This is a genomic window from Oerskovia jenensis, from assembly GCF_016907235.1.
In the GTDB taxonomy this organism is placed as follows: Bacteria; Actinomycetota; Actinomycetes; order Actinomycetales; family Cellulomonadaceae; genus Oerskovia; species Oerskovia jenensis.
In genome coordinates, this window is sequence record NZ_JAFBBO010000001.1 from 4,136,214 (window position 1) to 4,155,141 (window position 18,928).

17 protein-coding genes, 1 other RNA gene and 1 pseudogene are annotated in these 18,928 nt (G+C 69.6%); 16 read left to right on the forward strand and 3 right to left on the reverse strand.

What is annotated here, in order from left to right; all coding sequences use genetic code 11:
* The first annotated feature begins 45 nt into the window (after positions 1–45).
* The 7 genes and pseudogenes from prfB to ssrA all read left to right on the forward strand — a co-directional run bounded on the left by prfB (position 46) and on the right by ssrA (position 6,125).
* A complete protein-coding gene (prfB, locus tag JOD49_RS18425; RefSeq protein ID WP_205308455.1) occupies positions 46–1,158 on the forward strand; it encodes a peptide chain release factor 2 in 1,113 nt (370 codons plus the stop codon).
* A gap of 181 nt (positions 1,159–1,339) precedes the next feature.
* Positions 1,340–2,020, forward strand: a pseudogene (gene ftsE, locus JOD49_RS18430) (cell division ATP-binding protein FtsE); the annotation flags it as partial.
* A gap of 204 nt (positions 2,021–2,224) precedes the next feature.
* Positions 2,225–3,136 carry a permease-like cell division protein FtsX gene (gene ftsX / locus JOD49_RS18435; RefSeq protein ID WP_205308457.1) on the forward strand — a complete coding sequence of 304 codons (912 nt, stop codon included), beginning with the start codon at positions 2,225–2,227 and terminating at the stop codon, positions 3,134–3,136.
* A gap of 1 nt (position 3,137) precedes the next feature.
* Positions 3,138–4,496, forward strand: a complete 1,359-nt coding sequence (locus JOD49_RS18440; protein WP_205308458.1) for a M23 family metallopeptidase — start codon at positions 3,138–3,140, stop codon at positions 4,494–4,496.
* A gap of 112 nt (positions 4,497–4,608) precedes the next feature.
* The gene (smpB, locus tag JOD49_RS18445; protein WP_205308459.1) at positions 4,609–5,079 is read left to right on the forward strand and encodes an SsrA-binding protein SmpB; all 471 of its coding nucleotides are present in this window, start codon (positions 4,609–4,611) and stop codon (positions 5,077–5,079) included.
* A 136-nt stretch (positions 5,080–5,215) separates the two neighbouring features.
* On the forward strand, positions 5,216–5,629 hold the full coding sequence (locus JOD49_RS18450) for a hypothetical protein (RefSeq protein WP_205308460.1): 414 nt from the start codon (positions 5,216–5,218) through the stop codon (positions 5,627–5,629).
* A gap of 127 nt (positions 5,630–5,756) precedes the next feature.
* Positions 5,757–6,125, forward strand: a transfer-messenger RNA (tmRNA) gene (gene ssrA, locus JOD49_RS18455).
* Positions 6,126–6,207: 82 nt separating this feature from the next.
* Here ssrA and JOD49_RS18460 read toward each other — a convergent pair.
* From JOD49_RS18460 to JOD49_RS18470, 3 genes are all read right to left on the reverse strand, one after another.
* Complete coding sequence (locus JOD49_RS18460; protein ID WP_205308461.1) at positions 6,208–6,585, reverse strand: hypothetical protein; 378 nt, start codon at positions 6,583–6,585, stop codon at positions 6,208–6,210.
* Positions 6,578–7,543 carry a DUF4349 domain-containing protein gene (locus tag JOD49_RS18465; protein WP_205308462.1) on the reverse strand — a complete coding sequence of 322 codons (966 nt, stop codon included), beginning with the start codon at positions 7,541–7,543 and terminating at the stop codon, positions 6,578–6,580. The genes JOD49_RS18460 and JOD49_RS18465 overlap by 8 nt, the downstream gene beginning before the upstream one ends.
* Positions 7,544–7,757: 214 nt before the next feature.
* Positions 7,758–8,804: an LLM class flavin-dependent oxidoreductase gene (locus tag JOD49_RS18470; protein ID WP_205308463.1), complete on the reverse strand. Its 1,047-nt coding sequence runs from the start codon at positions 8,802–8,804 to the stop codon at positions 7,758–7,760.
* A 58-nt stretch (positions 8,805–8,862) separates the two neighbouring features.
* On the opposite strand from JOD49_RS18470, the gene JOD49_RS18475 reads away from it, so the two are divergent.
* The 9 genes from JOD49_RS18475 (at position 8,863) to JOD49_RS18515 (ending at position 18,787) form a co-directional block, all read left to right on the forward strand.
* Positions 8,863–9,903 (forward strand): PfkB family carbohydrate kinase, encoded by a 1,041-nt coding sequence (locus JOD49_RS18475; protein WP_205308464.1) that lies wholly within the window; start codon positions 8,863–8,865, stop codon positions 9,901–9,903.
* Between the two features lie 174 nt (positions 9,904–10,077).
* Positions 10,078–11,238 carry an ROK family transcriptional regulator gene (locus JOD49_RS18480; RefSeq protein ID WP_205308465.1) on the forward strand — a complete coding sequence of 387 codons (1,161 nt, stop codon included), beginning with the start codon at positions 10,078–10,080 and terminating at the stop codon, positions 11,236–11,238.
* Positions 11,239–11,402: 164 nt separating this feature from the next.
* Positions 11,403–12,674: an extracellular solute-binding protein gene (locus JOD49_RS18485; RefSeq protein ID WP_205308466.1), complete on the forward strand. Its 1,272-nt coding sequence runs from the start codon at positions 11,403–11,405 to the stop codon at positions 12,672–12,674.
* A 159-nt stretch (positions 12,675–12,833) separates the two neighbouring features.
* Entirely contained in the window at positions 12,834–13,787 is a 954-nt protein-coding gene (locus JOD49_RS18490; protein WP_205308467.1) for a carbohydrate ABC transporter permease, read from the forward strand.
* Positions 13,784–14,713: a carbohydrate ABC transporter permease gene (locus JOD49_RS18495; protein WP_372441341.1), complete on the forward strand. Its 930-nt coding sequence runs from the start codon at positions 13,784–13,786 to the stop codon at positions 14,711–14,713. Before JOD49_RS18490 ends, JOD49_RS18495 begins: the two co-directional genes overlap by 4 nt.
* A 1-nt stretch (position 14,714) precedes the next feature.
* On the forward strand, positions 14,715–15,695 hold the full coding sequence (locus JOD49_RS18500) for an ROK family protein (RefSeq protein WP_307822639.1): 981 nt from the start codon (positions 14,715–14,717) through the stop codon (positions 15,693–15,695).
* Positions 15,695–16,477 carry a glucosamine-6-phosphate deaminase gene (gene nagB, locus JOD49_RS18505; RefSeq protein WP_205308468.1) on the forward strand — a complete coding sequence of 261 codons (783 nt, stop codon included), beginning with the start codon at positions 15,695–15,697 and terminating at the stop codon, positions 16,475–16,477. The genes JOD49_RS18500 and nagB overlap by 1 nt, the downstream gene beginning before the upstream one ends.
* A gap of 112 nt (positions 16,478–16,589) precedes the next feature.
* Positions 16,590–16,940, forward strand: a complete 351-nt coding sequence (locus JOD49_RS18510; protein ID WP_138823974.1) for a DUF3039 domain-containing protein — start codon at positions 16,590–16,592, stop codon at positions 16,938–16,940.
* 38 nt (positions 16,941–16,978) lie between these two features.
* Positions 16,979–18,787, forward strand: a complete 1,809-nt coding sequence (locus JOD49_RS18515) for a DEAD/DEAH box helicase (protein ID WP_205308469.1) — start codon at positions 16,979–16,981, stop codon at positions 18,785–18,787.
* Positions 18,788–18,928 lie beyond the last annotated feature (141 nt).

Sequence of the window (18,928 nt, forward strand, 5' to 3'; positions counted from 1 at the left end):
GAGACCGACCGTGCGGGCCGCTCACTTCGCGTAACCTTGAGGACCGTGGCCACCATCGACTTCCCGCACGAGATCCGCGCCCTCCGATCGACGCTCGACACCATCAGCGCCGTGAGCGACCCGGACGGCCTGCGCGTCCAGATCGCCGAGCTGTCGGACAAGGCGTCGGCGCCGGACCTGTGGGACGACCCGGACGCCGCCCAGAAGGTCACGACGGCCCTGTCCCAGACGCAGTCCGAGCTCGACCGCATCACGAAGATGGGCGACCGGATCGACGACCTGGAGACGCTCGTCGAGATGGCCACGGAGGACAACGGGGACCCGGAGACGCTCGCCGAGGCGACGTCCGAGCTCGAGCAGATCCGCAAGGACCTGGGTGTGCTCGAGGTCAAGACCCTGCTCTCGGGCGAGTACGACGCCCGTGAGGCCGTCGTGACGATCCGGTCGGGGGCCGGTGGCGTGGACGCCGCGGACTTCGCGGAGATGCTCATGCGCATGTACCTGCGCTGGGCCGAGCGTCACGGCTACCCGACCCAGGTCCTCGACACGTCCTACGCCGAGGAGGCGGGGCTCAAGTCCGCGACGTTCGAGGTCAAGGCGCCCTACGCGTTCGGGCACCTGTCGGTCGAGGCCGGTACGCACCGCCTGGTGCGCATCTCGCCCTTCGACAACCAGGGCCGCCGTCAGACGTCGTTCGCGGCCGTCGAGGTCATCCCGCTCATCGAGCAGACGGACTCGGTCGAGATCCCCGAGTCGGAGATCAAGGTCGACGTTTTCCGCTCCTCGGGCCCGGGCGGGCAGTCCGTCAACACGACCGACTCGGCCGTGCGCATGACGCACATCCCCACGGGGATCGTGGTCTCGATGCAGAACGAGAAGTCGCAGATCCAGAACCGCGCCGCGGCCCTGCGCGTGCTCCAGTCCCGCCTGCTGCTGCAGCGTCAGGCCGAGGAGAGCGCGGCCAAGAAGGCCATGGCGGGAGACATCAAGGCGAGCTGGGGCGACCAGATGCGCTCCTACGTCCTGCACCCGTACCAGATGGTCAAGGACCTGCGCACCGAGTACGAGGTCGGCAACACCTCGGGGGTCTTCGACGGCGACATCGACGGCTTCATCGAGGCCGGGATCCGGTGGCGTCGCAGCGCTGACCAGGAGTGATGGACGGGGCGGGACGTCGCGTCCCGCCCCTTTCCTCACCCCTGGGTGAAACGTCCCTCCGGCACGCCGGATACCGGCGTACCCGGCGTGTCAGCGGTGTCAGTCCTTTCCGGCGTGCCTACTCTCGTGGGCGACCAGCGAACAGTTTTCGCTTCCCCCAACGAGAGACTGGTCAACCCCTGTGATCCGTTTTGAGAACGTCTCGAAGGTCTACGCCCGTGGCGCCAGACCTGCCCTGAACGGCATGTCCGCCGAGATCGAGCGCGGCGAGTTCGTCTTCCTGGTCGGTGCGTCCGGCTCCGGGAAGTCGACGTGCCTGCGGCTCGCGCTGCGCGAGGAGCGGCCCACCCAGGGCAAGGTCTTCGTCGCGGGCCGCGACCTGTCGACCCTGTCGAGCTGGAAGGTCCCGTCGCTGCGTCGGCAGATCGGCGTCGTGTTCCAGGACTTCCGCCTGCTGCAGAACAAGACGGTCTTCGAGAACGTCGCGTTCGCGCTCCAGGTGACCGGCCGGCCGCGTCACATGATCGCGGTGACGGTCCCCGAGGTGCTCGAGACGGTCGGTCTGCAGGGCAAGGAGAAGCGGCGCCCGCACGAGCTGTCGGGTGGCGAGCAGCAGCGTGTGGCGATCGCCCGCGCGTTCGTCAACCGCCCCTCGATCCTGCTCGCGGACGAGCCCACGGGAAACCTCGACCCGAACACGTCGCTCGGGATCATGAACCTCCTGTCGCGCATCAACGCCACGGGGACGACGGTCGTCATGGCCACCCACGACTCGGGCTTCGTCAACCAGATGCGCCAGCGGGTCATCGAGCTCTCGAACGGCGTCGTGCTGCGCGACCAGAAGGACGGCGTCTACGGTGCGGGCGTTCCCATGCCCGACGACGACGCTCTCCGTGAGCCGTCCGGTCACCTCGCGGAGCGGCCCTGGTCGCCGCCCGTCGAGGTGCGTCCCGTGCCCGCGATCGAGCGGTCCGCGCAGGTCCAGCCGTCGTCGCAGGGCACGCCCCTCGGGTCGGCCGTGAGCTCGACGCGGGTGCAGCAGCCCGGCCGGGGGGAGTGGTAGCAGGTGCGCGCCCAGTTCATCCTTGCCGAGATCGGTGCCGGCCTGCGCCGCAATCTCGCGATGACCATCTCGGTCGTCCTCGTGACCTTCGTGTCGCTCACCTTCGTCGGGGCCTCGGCTCTGCTCCAGCTGCAGATCGACAAGCTGAAGGACGACTGGTACGACCGGGTCGAGGTCTCGGTCTTCCTGTGCCCGATCGACTCGCCCAACCCGACGTGCGCCGCCGGCGAGGCGTCTGCCGAGCAGGTCGACGCGCTCGAGACGCTGTTCGAGACCGAGCTCGGTGACGAGGTCCAGACGGTCTTCTTCGAGTCCAAGGAGGACGCGTTCGGGGCCTTCCAGGAGCGCTTCCCCGACGGGTACAACGGCACCCAGCTCACGGTCGACGACATGCAGGCGTCGTTCCGCCTCAAGCTCACCAACCCGGAGAACTACGAGGTCGTGAACGACGTCGTGACCGGCCGTCCCGGCGTCGAAGGCGTCGAGGACCAGCGCAGGATCTTCGACTCGCTCTTCCTGGCGCTCAACCGCGCCTCGCTCATGGCCGGTGGCCTCGCGGTCGTGATGATGCTCGCCGCGGTGCTCCTCATCACGACGACGATCCGCCTGTCCGCGATGAGTCGGCAGCGAGAGACCGAGATCATGAAGCTGGTCGGGGCGTCCAAGCTGTTCATCCAGCTGCCGTTCATCCTCGAGGGGGCGATCGCCGCGGTGGTCGGTGCGTTCCTCGCGGTCGGTGGCCTCTGGCTCGGGGTCAAGTACCTCGTGACGGACTGGCTCCAGAGCTCGGTGAGCTGGATCGCCTACATCTCGGAGTCGGACGTGCTGCGCATCGCGCCGCTGCTGCTCCTCATCGCATTCGTCCTGGCGGCCATCTCCTCGGTCGTCACGCTCAGCCGATACACGAGGGTGTGACATGTCCCAGCTGACCCGACGCCTCGCAGCAGGCGGAACTGCGCTGATCCTCCTCCTGGGTACGGCGGTCGCCGCGACCGCGGACGACCTGGACGACCAGCGCGCCGCCGCCGAGCGCCGCCAGAGCCAGGCGCTCAAGGACCGGGAGGGTCTCGAGTCGGAGCTCGAGGGCACCGACGCGGAGCTCGCCCAGGCGATCCTCGACCTGCAGACCATCGAGGGACGTCTGCCGGTGGCGCAGGCCGAGCTCGACACGGCGACGGCCGAGCTCGAGCGCACCCAGCGCGAGGCCGCCCAGCTCGAGGTGCGTCTGCAGGACGCACAGGCCGAGGAGGAGGCCATCAGCCTGGACATCCAGGAGTCGGCGGGCAAGGCGAGCTCCGCGAAGTCGAGCATCGCGGAGATGGCCCGCCAGGCCTACCGGGGCCAGGGTGAGGTCAGCGGGCTCGGCATCGTGACCGGGGCGCAGAGCACCGAGGACTTCATCGAGCAGTACGCGATGTCGTCGACGGCGGCGCGCACGCAGGCTCGCACCCTGACCGACCTCCAGGAGGCGGAGTCGATCGCGCGCAACCGCGAGGCGCGCCTGACCGCCATCCGCGAGACGATCGCGGACCTGAAGGTCCAGGCCGACGAGAACGTCGTCGCGGCGGACGCCGCACAGTCGGCGGCCGCGGACCGCAAGGCCGAGATCGAGGGGCTGATCGCGGAGCAGCAGGCCAAGCAGGCGACGATCGAGTCGCGCAAGGACGCGGCGCTCGCCCAGATGGCGGCCAACGAGCAGGCGCAGGCGGCGCTGACCAGCGAGCTCCAGGGCATCATCGCGGCGCAGACCGAGCGCGACCGCAAGGCCGCCGAGGAAGCGGCCAAGCAGCCGCCGCCCGCCACGGGCGGCGGGTCCGGCGGTGGCGGTGGCACTGGCGGTGGCGGGGGCGGTGGCGGCGGGGGAGCCGTGACGTCCGGTTTCCTGGCCTACCCGACGGCGGTCCCGCACATCACCTCGAGCTACGGGATGCGCAAGCACCCCTTCCTGCCCGTCACCAGGCTGCACGCCGGCATGGACCTGCGCGCCTACTGCGGTACCCCGATCTACGCCTCGGCGGGGGGCACCGTCCAGTTCGCGCGGACGTACGGCGGGCTGGGGAACCAGGTCGTGGTCAACCACGGCACGGTAGGTGGCAAGAACCTCATGACGAGCTACAACCACCTCACGCGGTACGTCGTGGCCGCCGGGCAGAGCGTCGCGCAGGGGACCCTCGTCGGGTACTCGGGGACGACCGGCACCAGTCAGGTGTGCCACCTGCACTTCGAGGTCTACGAGAACGGCTCGACGGTCGACCCCGCGAAGTGGCTGCGCTAATCACCTACTGGTCGCGGGCCGAACTCGCGTAACCTGGGACGTCGCGCCGCACGGCGCGGGTGGGTCCGTCCTGGGCGCACCACGGAGCTCGAGCAGATCGGATGTTGCCCTCATGGCGAAGGAGACTGGCCGCAAGATCATCGCCAGCAACCGCAAGGCCCGCCATGACTATCTGATCGTCGACGTGTTCGAGGCCGGGCTCGTCCTGAGCGGCACCGAGGTCAAGGCGTTGCGGCAGGGCCGGGCCTCGTTGCTCGACGGATACGTGGCCGTCGACGGCGGCGAGGCCTGGCTCGAGAACGTGCACATCCAGGAGTACTCGCAGGGGACGTGGAACAACCACGCTCCTCGTCGCAAGCGCAAGCTGCTGCTGCACAAGGACGAGATCCTGCGGCTCGAGGCGAAGTCTCGCGAGAAGGGCTACACGATCGTGCCGCTCTCGCTCTACTTCCTCGACGGCCGTGCGAAGGTCGAGATCGCCCTCGCGCAGGGCAAGCGCGAGTACGACAAGCGTCAGGCCCTGCGTGAGCAGCAGGACAACCGTGAGGCGCAGCGCGCCATGCGCCAGCGCCAGAACCGGTGACGTGCGCGTGAGGTGAGTGACGCCGTCGTACGCCGTGGGCCGAGGAGGTGACGGCGTCCGGCGGGTGGACGTGCATCCGGCTGCCCGACGACGTAGCGTCGCAGGGTAGTCGTAGTCACCTTGCCGAGGAGGCCCCGTGGTCAAGCTCCGTCAGTACATCCCTCGCGTCGCAGCAGGCGCGTTCATCCTCAACTCCGGACTCTCCAAGCGGGGGGCCGACGAGGCCACCGCGCAGGGGATCCACGGGATGGCCGCCGGAACGTTCCCGTTCCTCGGCGACCAAGACCCCGTGCAGTTCACCAAGACGCTGTCCACGACCGAGATCGCCCTGGGCGCGGCCCTGCTCGTGCCGTTCGTCCCCACCGGCGTCGTCGCGCTCGGGCTCGGGACGTTCTCCGCGGGCCTCGTCGCGATGTACCTCAAGACTCCGGGGATGACCGAGAAGGAAGGGATCAGGCCGACCCCGCAGGGCATCGGGCTCGCGAAGGACGTCTTCCTGCTGGGCATCGCGGGCGGTCTGCTGGTCGACGCGCTGAGCCGCAAGAAGTAGGCGCGGAAATACGTTCGCCCGCGGTGGTGTTGATCCCGTAGGCTGGTACCACTGACCCGGTGTCGAACCGGACGGCCGCCTCGGCGGACGGACGCGTGGTGCTCGGTCGGTGATTGACAACTGCACAGGGGGTGATCGGTTTCGACGGTGGTCGTGCTTCGAGGAGAAGCGGGCCGAGGATGCAGACTTATCTCGTAAACGATGTCTGCAAACCAATAGGTGCCGATTCCAAGCGCACCGACTTCGCACTCGCCGCCTGAGCGAGTCTTCGAAGTCCGTCAGCCCGGGGTTGCTCTCGCCCCGGTTCCTGGCGTCAGACAGAGAGCCACTGCTTACGACGTTCGTCACCGGCGGCGTAGGGACTCTTAGATGACTGAGCCCGTCAGCACCTTGTCTGCGTGAGTGCTGGGGCCGAGAAAATCAACAGCAGACTGCGCCCGGAGAAGACCTGGATTTGCGTCACCGGACCGGGGTTCGATTCCCCGCACCTCCACCATGTCGCCTGCGGGCGGCGTATCACCCCAGTTGTCACGACGAAGGGCCGCCCCACCGGGGCGGCCCTTCGTCGTTCCGTGGTGCTACCAGCCGTCCGCCTGCCAGGCCGAGACCGCGTCGTCGCCGTCGAGCCACTCGACGCGCAGGGTGCGCTCGGCGAGCTCGAGGCGTCCGGCTTCCCAGGCGTCGATCTCCCGCCCCACGAGGCCGGCGACGGACCGGTCCCGGTCGTCGCTGAAGGTGTCCGCACGCTCGGGGTCGTCGAAGTGGACCCGCCACTGCAGGCGTTCCTCGGGGTTGACGTAGGTCGGGAACGAGTGCGGGCCCACGGTCTCCCAGTGCGTGCAGACCCGGGTGACGAGGTGACCGACAGGGACATCGCCGTCGTACAGCCGCCCGACACGTCGTCGATAGGTCTCCAGGCTCTGCTCGCGTCTCTCGACGGCTGCTCGCTCATCCACGGCGCTCACCCGATCCGACGAGGCGGGAGCTCTCGTCCGGGCCGGGGCCCGGCCCGTCACCACCGTCCGGGGCCGGTGGCCCGTCGGGTCCACCGCGGGGACCTGGGCGCCTGGCCCGGACGGTTCTCAGCACCGCCCGCACGGCGATCAGGACGAGCGCTGCGGCCACGAGCCAGGGGAGCAGCGCCCCGGCAGCGACGACGAGGGCGTTGAGGGCGACGAGCAGCGCACCCCAGCCTGCCGTGAGCCCTCCGAGGAAGCCGGCGGGGCGGATCGTCACCTCGGGCGCCTGCGAGACGACCTGGATCGTGAGCGTCGACATGTCGACGCGGTCCGTGATCGACGCGCGCTGAGACTGCAGGCTCTCCAGCTCCGCCTGGCGTGCCGTGAGCTCCTTCTCCGCGGCCAGCAGGTCGGCTGTCGTGGTGGCCTCGGTCATGAGTGTCTCGAGGCGGGCCGCCGAGGCGGACAGGGCCTGGACCCGGGCGTCCAGGTCGATCGCGGTCGCGGTGACGTCCTTGGCGTCGAGCGAGACGTCCTGGACCTCGCCGATCCCGTCGAGGGCCTCGACGGTCGCGGTGATCTTGTCGGCGGGGACGCGCACGGTGAGGCTGCCGTAGGCCCGGTCGTCGGCGCCCAGGTGCTCCGCACGACTCTCGACCCGACCGCCTGCGGTCTCGACCAGCTCGCTGATCGACCGGACGGCCGAACGGGGGTCCGCCGCGACGATCGTGAGGTCGCCCGTGGTGATGACCTCGCGGTCCTCGTCCGGCACCGAGGACCCCACCTGGAGGCCGGCCGCGCCCTCGGCGGCGTCGGCCGGCACGCGCTCCTGGACGGCCGCCCCGGCCCCGTCCGAGGCGTCCGTGCTGCCGGTCGTGGCGGAGCACCCGGCGAGCAGGAGGCTGCCGAGGAGGGCGATCGCGACGACCGACGGTCGGCGGGGCGAGGTGCGCATGCGACGACCCTAGGTGCGCGATCGCCCGGAGGCGGTCGGTTCGGGCGGATCGTGACCTTGTTGTGAACTCGCCGTCACCGCACCGAAACACGGCCCCCGTTCCCGTGCACCACCCCGGATCCGGGCCGCAGCCGTGTGCATGACCTGCGGGAACGCTTCCACGCCGGTGGCCCGCACCCGTGCTCCTCGGCCGGGTGCGGGTCGGCGTCGGTCGTCAGCCGAGCGCCTCCCGGACGCGCGGCGCGACCTCGGTGCCCAGCAGCTCGATCGCCCGCAGCGACTCCTTCTGAGGGACGCCCGACAGGTCCATCTGGAAGATCTGACGGTCGTGGCCGAGTGCACCGTGCAGCTCGACGATGCGCTCCGCGATCTCCTCGGGTGCCCCGATGAAGTAGGCCCCGCCCCGTGCGGCCGTCGCCTCGTACGAGACACGGCTCGGCATGGGGAACCCGCGCTCCGCCGAGATCTTCTTCATGTTCTGCAGGTAGTAGGGGTAGAAGAAGTCCCGTGCCTGCTTGCCGTCGTCGGCGAGGAAGCCCATGGTCGACACCGAGACCTCGAGAGCGGCGGCGTCGTGCCCGGACTGGGTCGCGGCGCGGCGGTACAGGTCGACCAGCGGCGCGAACTGCGCGGGCTTGCCGCCGATGATGGCGTAGTTCACCGGCAGGCCGAGGGCGCCCGCGCGCACCGAGGACTGCGGGTTGCCCCCGGTGGCGATCGCGATGTCGAGGTGCTCGCCACGCCCCGGCTTGTCGAACGGGCGGGGCAGGATCAGGGCGTTCTCGAGCGGCGGGCGGAACTTGCCCGACCACGTCACGGGTCCGCCCTCGTCGAGCAGGCGCAGGAGGACGATCTTCTCGTCGTACAGCGCGTCGTAGTCGTCGAGGTCCGCGCCGAAGAGCGGGTACGACTCGATGAAGGAACCGCGTCCGGCGAGCAGCTCGACGCGGCCGCCCGAGTACTGGTCCATCGTCGCGAACTGCTGGTAGACCCGTACCGGATCCTCGGTCGAGAGGACCGTGACGGCGCTCCCGACCGTGATCCGCTCGGTCTGGGCGAGCGCCGCGGCGATCATGGTCGAGGGGGAGGAGATCGCGTAGTCGGGCCGGTGGTGCTCGCCGATGCCCGCGTAGTCGAGCCCGACCTCGTCCGCGAGGCGGATCCTCTCGAGCACGTCGCGCAGGCGCTGGGACACCGGCATCTGCTCGCCGGTCGTCGGGTCGGGGGCGTTGTCGCCGAAGGTGTAGAAGCCAAGTCGCATGTCAATGCAAACGTATGGAGCAGAAGGATATTCCCCGCTGCATGGGCGAGGATGAGGCGTGCTGATCTGCTGCGGGCTCACGACGTTCGACATCACCCAGGTGGTCCATGCGCTGCCCGGACCCGACCAGAAGGTCGTCGCGACCTCGCAGCGCGCGACCTTCGGGGGCCCCGCCGCCAACGCGGCCGCGACGGCCGCGGCGCTCGGGGTGCCCGTGCGCCTCGTCACGGCCGTCGGTGCCGGGGCGCTCGCCGAGGTGGTGCGCGCCGAGCTGCTCGCCGCGCAGGTCGCGCTGCTCGACGTGACGGCGGGCGCGCCTGCTGGACCGGGTGGTGAGGTGAGGGGGCCCGCGGTGTCCACCGTCCTGGTCACGGCCGGGACGGGCGAACGCGCCGTCGTGAGCACCAACGCCACGGACCGACCGGCCGCTGCGGGGGACGAGGACACGGTGACCAGGGCCTTCGACGAGGTGCGACGGGCCCGAGGCGCCAGGGCCGTCGACAGCGGGGCCGGCGCGGCGCCCGACATCGACACTGCGGGCGGTGCGGGCATCGGTGCAGGTGCAGGTGCAGGTGCTGGTGCAGGTGCTGGTGCTGGTGCCGGTGCCGGCGCCGGCGAGCCGGGGGGAGGACGCCACGTCCTGCTCCTCGACGGCCATCATCCGGTGCTCGCGCGAGCTCTTGCCGAGCGGGGGCGCGAGCTGGGGGTCCTCGTCGTGCTGGACGGTGGTTCCTGGAAGGACGGCAGCGCCGAGCTCCTCGCGCTGTGCGACGCGGTCGTGCTCTCGCAGGACTTCCGGATCCCTGGCGAGGACCAGGGCCGTGTGCTCGAGGCCGTGGCCGACCTGGGCCCGGCGTTCGTCGCCCGCTCGCGCGGTCGCGCGCCCCTCGAGGTGCTCGAGGAGGGTCTCCGCTCCGAGGTCCTCGTCCCGGAGGTGGGTGCCGTGGTGGACACGCTCGGTGCGGGTGACGTGCTGCACGGCGCGTTCGCCGCAGAGGTGTCCCGAGGGCGTGGGTGGGGGAGCGCGCTGCGGGCGGCCGTGGACGTCGCGAGCCGTTCCGTGACCTACGAGGGCGCCCGGGGCTGGATCGGGAGGTAGGCCCGCAGGGCCGGTCGGTGCTCGCGGAAACGGCAGCATCCCGCGGCTCTCGTGTGGTCAGACCTCGAGTGCTCCCCGAGGGGAATCGCAGCGATCCGAACGAAGTACAACGGTTTGGTCTCGACGGCTCGAACAGGTTGACATGCGCTTAGTAAAGGAGGTCTACTAACAAACATGACAACGGCAGTCACGCGAAGTGCAGTCACCCGGAGAGGTCTGAGCACAGGTCTCAGGCCCACCTCCAAGGTGCTCCCCGAGCACGCTCGCGCGCACAACCGTTCGCTCGTCCTCCAGCACCTCTTCCACGAGGGGCCGACGTCCCGTGCGGACCTTGCTCGAGCCACCTCGCTGACGAGGGTCACCATCTCCGACCTGGTCTCGGTGCTCATCGCCGAGGGGCTCGTCGAGGAGCTGGGCATCCGCCCCGGCCAGCGCGTCGGCAAGCCCGCCATCCTCATCGGGATGCGCACGAGCGCCTACCAGATCGTCTCGGTCGACCTCACGGACGACGCGCTCATGCGCGGCGCCGTGATGTCCCTGACGGGTGACTTCGTGGTGCGACAGAGCCTGCCCATCGAGGGGCGCGCGGGCACCGAGCTCGTGGACCTCCTGACACGCTTCTGCCGAGGGCTCATCGCCGTGGCGACGCGTCCTGTGCTCGGCGTGGGCATCGGCTCACCGGGCGTCGTGGACAGCGAGGGCCGCATCGTCGAGGCGCCCAACCGCCGCTGGTACGACGTCGCCCTCGCGGAGCAGCTCAGCGAGAGCCTGGCGCTGCCCGTGCACGTCGCCAACGACGCGAACATCGCGGCGCTCGGCGAGTTCACGTTCGGCGGCGCGGACGGTACCGGCCTCATGGTCCTCACGGTCGGCGAGGGGGTCGGCGCGGGCATCATGCTCGACGGGTCCCGGGTGCGTGGCGCTGCCGACGCGGCGGGCGAGCTGGGGCACGTCACCGTCGTCGACGACGGTCTTCCCTGCGCCTGCGGGCGGTCGGGGTGTCTCGAGACCATCCTCTCGGTGCCGGCCCTGCGCCGTGCCGTGGAAGGACTCGACAAGGAATCTTCCGATGCCGTCCTGGCATCGGTCGGCAAGCTCCTGGGCATCGCCCTGGCGCCTGTTGTGTCAGCGCTCAACCTCGGTGAGATCCTCATCAGCGGTCCTGCGGACCTGCTCGACGGCCCTCTTCGCGACGCTGCGATCGACACCATCAACGCTCGGACCATGCCGGCCATCAATGCCGGTCTCGAGCTCCGGATGGCTTCTCTCGACGAGGACGTCGTCCTCGCCGGAGCCGCCGTCCTCATCCTGTCCGGCCAGCTGGGCGTCTCATGAGCGCTGCTCGTGAGCTCCCGTCGGGCTGACCCGGTCCTGCAGTAATCCCAGAAGTAGTACCGCAGTACCTCCCGTATCACCTCAGGTGGTGTCATCGACGCCGCCACTTCGAATTACCGAGAGGAAGTACCCCAGTGAAGAGGAACCGCCTCGTAGCCACCACGATGGCTTCGACGATCACCCTGGCGCTCGCGCTCACCGCCTGCGGCTCGGGCGACTCGGGCTCCGGCGACGGCGCATCGGCAGACGGCGCGAAGACCGGAGACATCCGCGTCTGGCTCGTCGGCGCCACGGACACGCCGAAGGAAGCGCGCGAGTACCTGAAGACGACGTTCGAGGCCGAGAACAAGGGTTCGACCCTCACCATCGAGGAGCAGTCCTGGACCGGCCTGGTCGACAAGCTCACGACCTCGCTCGCGAGCTCGGACAGCCCTGACGTCGTCGAGGTCGGCAACACGCAGGCCGCGGCCTTCACGTCGTCCGGCTTCTTCACGGACCTGACGGACCACTACGAGGACCTCGGCGGCGACGACCTGCTCCAGGGCTTCGTCAAGGCCGGTTCGTACGACGGCAAGTTCTACGCCCCGCCGTACTACTCGGGTGCCCGCGTGGTCTTCTACTCGCAGCAGGTCGTCGACCAGACCGGCACGACGGTCCCGACGACGCTCGACGAGTACGTCGCGAACGGCCAGGCCATGACGACCGACACGCGCTCGGGCATCTACTGGCCCGGCCAGGACTGGTACAACGCCCTGCCCTACGTCTGGGAGAACGGCGGCTTCATCGCCGAGCAGAAGGACGGCAAGTGGGAGGCGGGCTTCTCGTCCGAGGGTGGCATCAAGGGTCTCCAGCAGGTCCAGGAGGTCATGACGACGGCCTCGAAGGCGCCCAAGGACGGTCAGGAGACCGACCAGCAGGTTCCGTTCTGCGAGGGCAACATCGGCTACCTCTCGGCTCCGACCTGGCTCCAGGGCTCGATCAAGACGCCTGCGGACGACGCCAAGGCGCCGGGCTGCCCCGACACGTTCGGCTCTGACCTGCACGCGTTCGCCCTCCCGGGTGCGAAGGCCGGCGAGGCCGCCAAGGTCTTCGCTGGTGGCTCGAACCTCGCGATCGCCGCGAAGTCGGAGAACCAGGAGCTCGCGCTGAGCGCGCTCGAGATCATGCTGAGCGACGGCTACCAGAAGTTCCTCGCGGAGAAGGGCAACATCCCCGCGAAGGTCTCGCAGGCGGAGTTCCTCCCCAAGGACGAGGTCACGCAGGCCGGTGCGGCTGCCGCCAAGAACTCCGAGCTGACCCCGGCCTCCCCGAAGTGGGCTGACGTCGAGGCCAAGCGCTACCTGCAGGACGCGTTCGTCCAGATCGCCCAGGGTGGCGACGTCAAGGCGATCGCCGAGAAGCTCGACCAGCAGATCGAGGAAACCCTCAACAGCTGATCCCACCGGCGCCCCTCCGCGAGGAGGGGCGCCTCGCCAGACGCCGCAGGGGTGGGAGTTCCTCGGAGCTCCCACCCCTCGGCATGACTGGCCCCGCGCGCACCACCTGTACCTGCACGGTCCTGCTCGAACCGTGCAACCCCTCGACGGAGTGAGAAAATGAGCTCATCCACCCTCGAGTCGTCCCCAGCGGTCGAGCTGAAGGACACTCTCAAGCCCCCGAAGAAGCCGTCGGCCAAGCTGCCGTGGCTGTTGCTGGCCCCCAGCCTCCTGGTCCTGGGCATCATGGTCGGCTACCCGCTGGCCAACCTCTTCATCATGTCGTTCCAGAAGTACGAGCGCGCCCAGCTCATGGGCGTGCCTGCTGAATGGGTCGGCTTCAAGAACTACACCGACACCCTGGCCGACCCGGTGTTCTGGACGGTCCTGGCTCGCAGCTTCGCCTTCATGGTGGTCTGTGTCGTCCTGACCATGGTCATCGGCATCCTGCTGGCCCTCCTCATGATGCGGCTCAACAAGTTCTTCCGTCTGCTCGTGTCGGTCGGACTCCTGCTGGCGTGGGCCATGCCCGCACTGGCCGCGGTCATCGTGTGGGGCTGGATCTTCGACACCCAGTACGGCGTCGTGAACAACATCCTCACGAAGATCACCGGGGACAACTGGATGGGTCACTCGTGGCTCATCAACCCCTGGATGTTCTTCCTGGTCGCCACGCTCATCATCGTCTGGCAGGGCGTTCCGTTCGTCGCGTTCACGATGTACGCGGGCCTCACCCAGGTCCCCGGCGAGGTGCTCGAGGCTGCGTCGCTCGACGGCGCGAGCCCGGCCCAGCGCTTCCGCCTCATCATGGTGCCCTACGTGCGCAGCATCATCGTGGTGCTCATCATCCTGTCGATCATCTGGGACCTGCGCGTCTTCACACAGATCTTCGCCCTGCAGGGCATCGGCGGTATCGCGGAGAAGACCAACACCATCGGTGTGTACATCTACCAGATGGGTATGGCGCAGGGGCACTACGGCGCCGCCAGCGCCATCGCGGTGATCCTCGTGTTCATCATGATGGGGATCTCGTTCTACTACGTGCGCCAGACCGTCAAGGAGGAACAGCTGTGAGCACCCTCAACCCGACCGTCGCCGGGACGGCGTCGTCGGTACCCACGTCGGCTGGGAGCGGACCGCGCAAGACCCGCGAGGGGCAGCGCAAGAAGGTCTCGAACGCGATCTACAGCGTGATCGCCGTCGTCGTCTTCCTCTGCTCGGTCTTCCCGGTCTACTGGATGATCAACTCGTCGTTCCTCCCAACGAACCTCATCCGCAACAAGGACCTGACGTTCTTCCCGGGCTCGAGCTTCACGCTCGACAACTACCAGGACGCGATCTTCAACCAGGAGCGCGCGCCCTTCCTGCCCGCGATGGGCAACTCGATCATGGTCACGTTCTTCGTGCTCGTGATCTCGATGGTCCTGGCCTTCATGGCGTCGCTCGCCGTGACCCGGTTCAACTTCAAGGGCCGCAAGGCGTTCATCATCGCGATCCTCGCGGTGCAGATGATCCCGGGCGAGGCCATGATGATCTCGATCTTCCGGATCATCGACGGCTGGCAGCTGCTCAACTCGATCATCGGCCTGGGCATCGTCTACCTGTCGGGCGTGCTGCCCTTCACGATCTGGACCCTTCGTGGGTTCGTCGCAGGCGTCCCGGCCGAGCTCGAGGAGGCGGCCATGATCGACGGCTGCTCGCGCTCCAAGGCCTTCTGGCGGATCACCTTCCCGCTGCTGGCTCCTGGGCTCGTGGCCACCGGTGTCTTCGCGTTCATCCAGGCCTGGAACGAGTTCGTGATGGCGCTGATCATCATGACGCGTCCCGAGTCGATGACGCTCCCGCTGTGGCTGCGGACCTTCCAGCAGGCGACCCAGGCGACGAACTGGGGTGGGCTGATGGCCGGATCGGTGCTCATCGCGATCCCCGTCGTCGTCTTCTTCCTGATCGTCCAGGGACGCATGACCGGTGGCCTGGTCTCGGGTGCGGTGAAGGGCTGACGTGAGTGAGGTGACAACGGCTGCCTCGTCGCTCGGCGAGGCAGCCGCCCTGCCCGGCGGCCACTCGGTCGGTCTGGACGTCGGAGGAACGAAGGTCCTCGGCGTCCTGCTCGGACCGGACGGCTCGATCGAGGGGTCGGTCAAGCTGCCGACCGTTCGGGGCCCGCAGGGTGTGGTCTCCAGTGCTGCCCGGGCCGTCCGGTCCCTGACGGACGCGGCGGGCCTCGAGCCCGCCGCGCTCGCGGGACTGGGCCTCGGTGTCCCAGGGCTCGTCGACCCGCAGAGCGGGTCGGTCATGCACGCGGTGAACCTGGGGATCGAAGGGGAGCCGTTCGCGCTCGCCCACGAGCTGTCGGCGATCTTCGGGGGCATCCCGGTGGACGTCGACAACGACCTGAACGTCGCGGCGCTGGGTGCGTCGCACGCGATGGGCGCCGACGGTCAGGACCTGGCGTTCCTGGCGCTCGGCACGGGACTCGCGGCCGGCATCGTGCTGGGGGGCCGGCTCCGTCGCGGCGTGAGCGGTGCCGCCGGTGAGATCGGCCACATCCCGATCAACCCCGACGGTCCCCTGTGCGCGTGCGGACAGCGTGGTTGTGTCGAGACGTATGCCTCGGGCACCGCGCTCAGCGCCCGCTGGCCCTCGCAGTCCGGCCGCCCGGCACCGCTCGAGCTCTTCGAGGCGGCCGCCGCCGGAAACCCCGAAGCCCTCAGGATCAAGGGCGAGTTCGCCGCCGCAGTGGCGAGCGCAGTCCGTATCCTCGAGCTGACGGTCGACGTCCGGCACGTCGTCCTCGGAGGTGGCGTGACCGGTCTCGGCCAGCCGCTCCTCGACGCCGTGCAGGAGGCCCTCGTGGCCCAGGCGAGCACGTCGCCGTTCTTGTCCTCGCTGGAGCTGGAGAAGCGTGTCTCCCTGGCGCCCAGCGATGTGCCCGTTGCCGCGGTGGGAGCAGCCATCGCCGGCCGTAGGAAGGTGTCCTGATGGAAGTTGTGATTGCGCCCGCCGATCAGCTCGCGGTACTCGCCGCAGAGGCGATCGACAAGCTGCTTCGTGCCAAGCCGAGCGCGGTGCTCGGTCTGGCGACCGGGTCGAGCCCGCTCAAGGTGTACGACGAGCTCGTCCGCCGCCACACCGAGGAAGGGCTGTCCTTCGCCCAGGCGAAGGCCTTCATGCTCGACGAGTACGTCGGGATCGCGGAGGACCACCCGGAGCGCTACCGCAACGTCATCGAGAAGGAGATCGCCTCGCGCGTCGACTTCTCCCAGGGCGCCGTGCAGGGGCCCGACGGAGGCGCGGACGACCTGGTCGCGGCGTGCGCCGACTACGAGCGCAAGATCGTCGACGCCGGGGGTGTCGACCTGCAGATCCTGGGGATCGGCACGGACGGTCACATCGCGTTCAACGAGCCGGGCTCGTCCCTCGCGTCGCGGACGCGCATCAAGACGCTGACCGCGCAGACGCGTGAGGACAACGCCCGCTTCTTCGGCGACGACCTCGCGCAGGTGCCGCAGCACTGCCTCACGCAGGGCCTGGCGACCATCATGTCGGCCAAGCACCTCGTGCTCCTCGCCTCGGGCAAGGGCAAGGCGGAGGCCGTCCACCAGCTCGTCGAGGGTCCGGTCTCCGCGATGTGGCCCGCGACGGTCATGCAGATGCACCCGCACGCGACCGTCCTGGTGGACGACGCCGCGGCCTCGCGCCTGCAGCTCGGTGACTACTACCGCCAGACGTTCCTCTCGAAGCCGGAGTGGCAGGGTCTCTGACCCGTCCGCCCCGGCGGGCCCTCCCGGCCCGACCCACAGCCGCCCGTCGGTTCCGATCACGCCCCTGGTCGGAGCCGACGGGTTTCTCCTTCCCCGACGTAGACTCGAGATCATGATCGAACCCTTGACCCTCCCCACGAACGGACCGGCGGCAGGCAGCCCGTCGGGACCGGAACCGATCGTCCCGGACAGTGACCCGAGCAGCGGGACGTCGACGAGCGTCCTCGAGCGCACGGAGACCACGGCGGAGGTCGAGCCCGGGGACCACGAGCGTTTTGCGCACTACGTGCGCAAGGAGAAGATCATGCAGTCGGCGCTGTCCGGCAAGCCCGTCATCGCGCTCTGCGGCAAGGTCTGGGTGCCGGGGCGTGATCCCAACAAGTTCCCCGTGTGCCCCACGTGCAAGGAGATCTACGACGGCCTTCGCGCCCCGCAGGACGGCGAGGGTGATTCCGGCAAGTGAGTGGGCAGCCTCTCTCGAACTCGTCCGCTCGCCCACCCGTGAACCTTCCCCCCTCGGCACCGTTGGGGGCGTCCTCCGCCGCTGCGTCGCACCTGTCGCCGGCGTTTCCTCGACGTGCCCCGTGGGGCACCGCCTCCAAGCTGCGTGCCTGGCAGGCCGAGGCGCTCGATCTCTACCGCACCCGTTCGCCGCGTGACTTCCTTGCCGTCGCTACCCCGGGAGCAGGCAAGACGACGTTCGCGCTGCGGGTCGCCACCGAGCTCCTGGAGCAGGGGGTCGTACGACGCGTGACGGTCGTCGCCCCCACGGAGCACCTCAAGCACCAGTGGGCGGACGCTGCCGCGCGCGTGGGCGTCCGCATCGACCCGAACTTCCGCAACAGCCAGGGTCGGCACGGTTCGAGCTACGACGGTGTCGCGCTCACCTACGCCCAGGTGGCGGCCAAGCCCGCGCTGCACACCGCTCGGACCGAGGCGGAGCGGACCTTGGTGATCCTCGACGAGGTCCATCACGGTGGCGACGCCCTGTCCTGGGGCGAGGCTGTCCGGGACGCGTTCGAGCCCGCGACCCGTCGACTTGCGCTGACCGGCACGCCGTTCCGCTCGGACACGGCGGCGATCCCGTTCGTGACGTACGAGCGGGGGGCCGACGGCATCCGTCGGTCGGCCGCGGACTACACGTACGGCTATGGCGACGCGTTGCGCGACCACGTGGTGCGCCCCGTGATCTTCCTGTCGTACTCGGGGCAGATGCGCTGGCGCACCAAGTCGGGAGACGAGGTCAGTGCCCGGCTCGGTGAGGCGTTGACCAAGGACATGACGGGCCAGGCGTGGCGCACGGCTCTCGACCCGGACGGTGAGTGGATCCCGTCGGTGCTCGCGGCGGCGGACAAGCGTCTGACCGAGGTCCGTCGGGCGATCCCCGACGCGGGGGGGCTGGTGATCGCGACGGACCAGACCGACGCGCGCGCCTACGCCGGTCACCTGGCGCGGATCACGGGCAGGTCTCCGACGGTCGTCCTGTCCGACGACGACGGTGCGAGCGGTCGCATCGACGAGTTCTCGGACGGCGACGGCCGGTGGATGGTCGCGGTCCGGATGGTCTCGGAGGGGGTCGACGTGCCGCGGCTCGCGGTGGGCGTCTACGCGACGTCGACCGCCACGCCCTTGTTCTTCGCGCAGGCGGTCGGTCGATTCGTCCGCGCCCGCAAGCGGGGCGAGACGGCGTCGGTGTTCCTGCCCAGCGTGCCTCACCTGCTGGCGCTCGCGAACGGTCTGGAGCTCGAGCGCGACCACGCGCTCGACCGACCGCTCACGGCCGAGGAGCAAGGGGACATGTACAACCCCGAGGACGCCCTCATGGCGGCCGCCAACCGCGAGGACAAGGCGTCCGACGATCTCGCCGACGGTATGCAGGGCTCCTTCCAGGCGCTCGAGGCGCAGGCGTCGTTCGACCGCGTGCTCTTCGACGGGGGCGAGTTCGGCACGGAGGCGGACATCGGCTCGGACGAGGAGCAGGACTTCCTGGGGCTCCCGGGCCTGCTCGACGCGGACCAGGTGACGAGTCTGCTGCGCCAGCGGCAGGCCGACCAGATGTCGGCCCGGTCCAAGAAGTCGCGGGCGGCCGAGGTCGATCGCAGCGAGCTCGACCACCGGCGTGCCGCCGAGCTGCGCAAGGAGCTCTCACAGCTGGTCGGGGCCTGGGCGCGCCGCAGCGGTCAGCCGCACGGCACGGTGCACACCGAGCTGCGCCGCCGCTGCGGGGGGCCCGAGGTTCCGCTCGCGACCGTCGCCCAGCTCGACGCACGCGTCGCGGTGCTCCGAGGCTGGTTCGTCGGCAAGAAGTAGTGGCCGCCGGCGCGGCGTCTCGTGTGCCGCGACGGCCGAGGGCCCGCACGCTCGACGAGCGTGCGGGCCCTCGGCGTCTGCGCGACGGGGGGACCAGTCCCTGACGACCAGGATCCACGGGGGAGCGGAGGGCGCCCGTCC

Bases quoted from the DNA above. Each gene is read 5' to 3' on its own strand.
- JOD49_RS18480 (WP_205308465.1), top strand. From the start codon at position 10,078: ATGACAACGGCAGTCACGCGAAGTGCAGTCACCCGGAGAGGTCTGAGC.
- JOD49_RS18485 (WP_205308466.1), top strand. From the start codon at position 11,403: ATGGCTTCGACGATCACCCTGGCGCTCGCGCTCACCGCCTGCGGCTCG.
- JOD49_RS18510 (WP_138823974.1), top strand. From the start codon at position 16,590: ATGATCGAACCCTTGACCCTCCCCACGAACGGACCGGCGGCAGGCAGC.
- JOD49_RS18490 (WP_205308467.1), top strand. From the start codon at position 12,834: ATGAGCTCATCCACCCTCGAGTCGTCCCCAGCGGTCGAGCTGAAGGAC.
- JOD49_RS18465 (WP_205308462.1), bottom strand. From the start codon at position 7,543: ATGCGCACCTCGCCCCGCCGACCGTCGGTCGTCGCGATCGCCCTCCTC.
- JOD49_RS18440 (WP_205308458.1), top strand. From the start codon at position 3,138: ATGTCCCAGCTGACCCGACGCCTCGCAGCAGGCGGAACTGCGCTGATC.
- smpB (WP_205308459.1), top strand. From the start codon at position 4,609: ATGGCGAAGGAGACTGGCCGCAAGATCATCGCCAGCAACCGCAAGGCC.
- nagB (WP_205308468.1), top strand. From the start codon at position 15,695: ATGGAAGTTGTGATTGCGCCCGCCGATCAGCTCGCGGTACTCGCCGCA.
- JOD49_RS18470 (WP_205308463.1), bottom strand. From the start codon at position 8,804: ATGCGACTTGGCTTCTACACCTTCGGCGACAACGCCCCCGACCCGACG.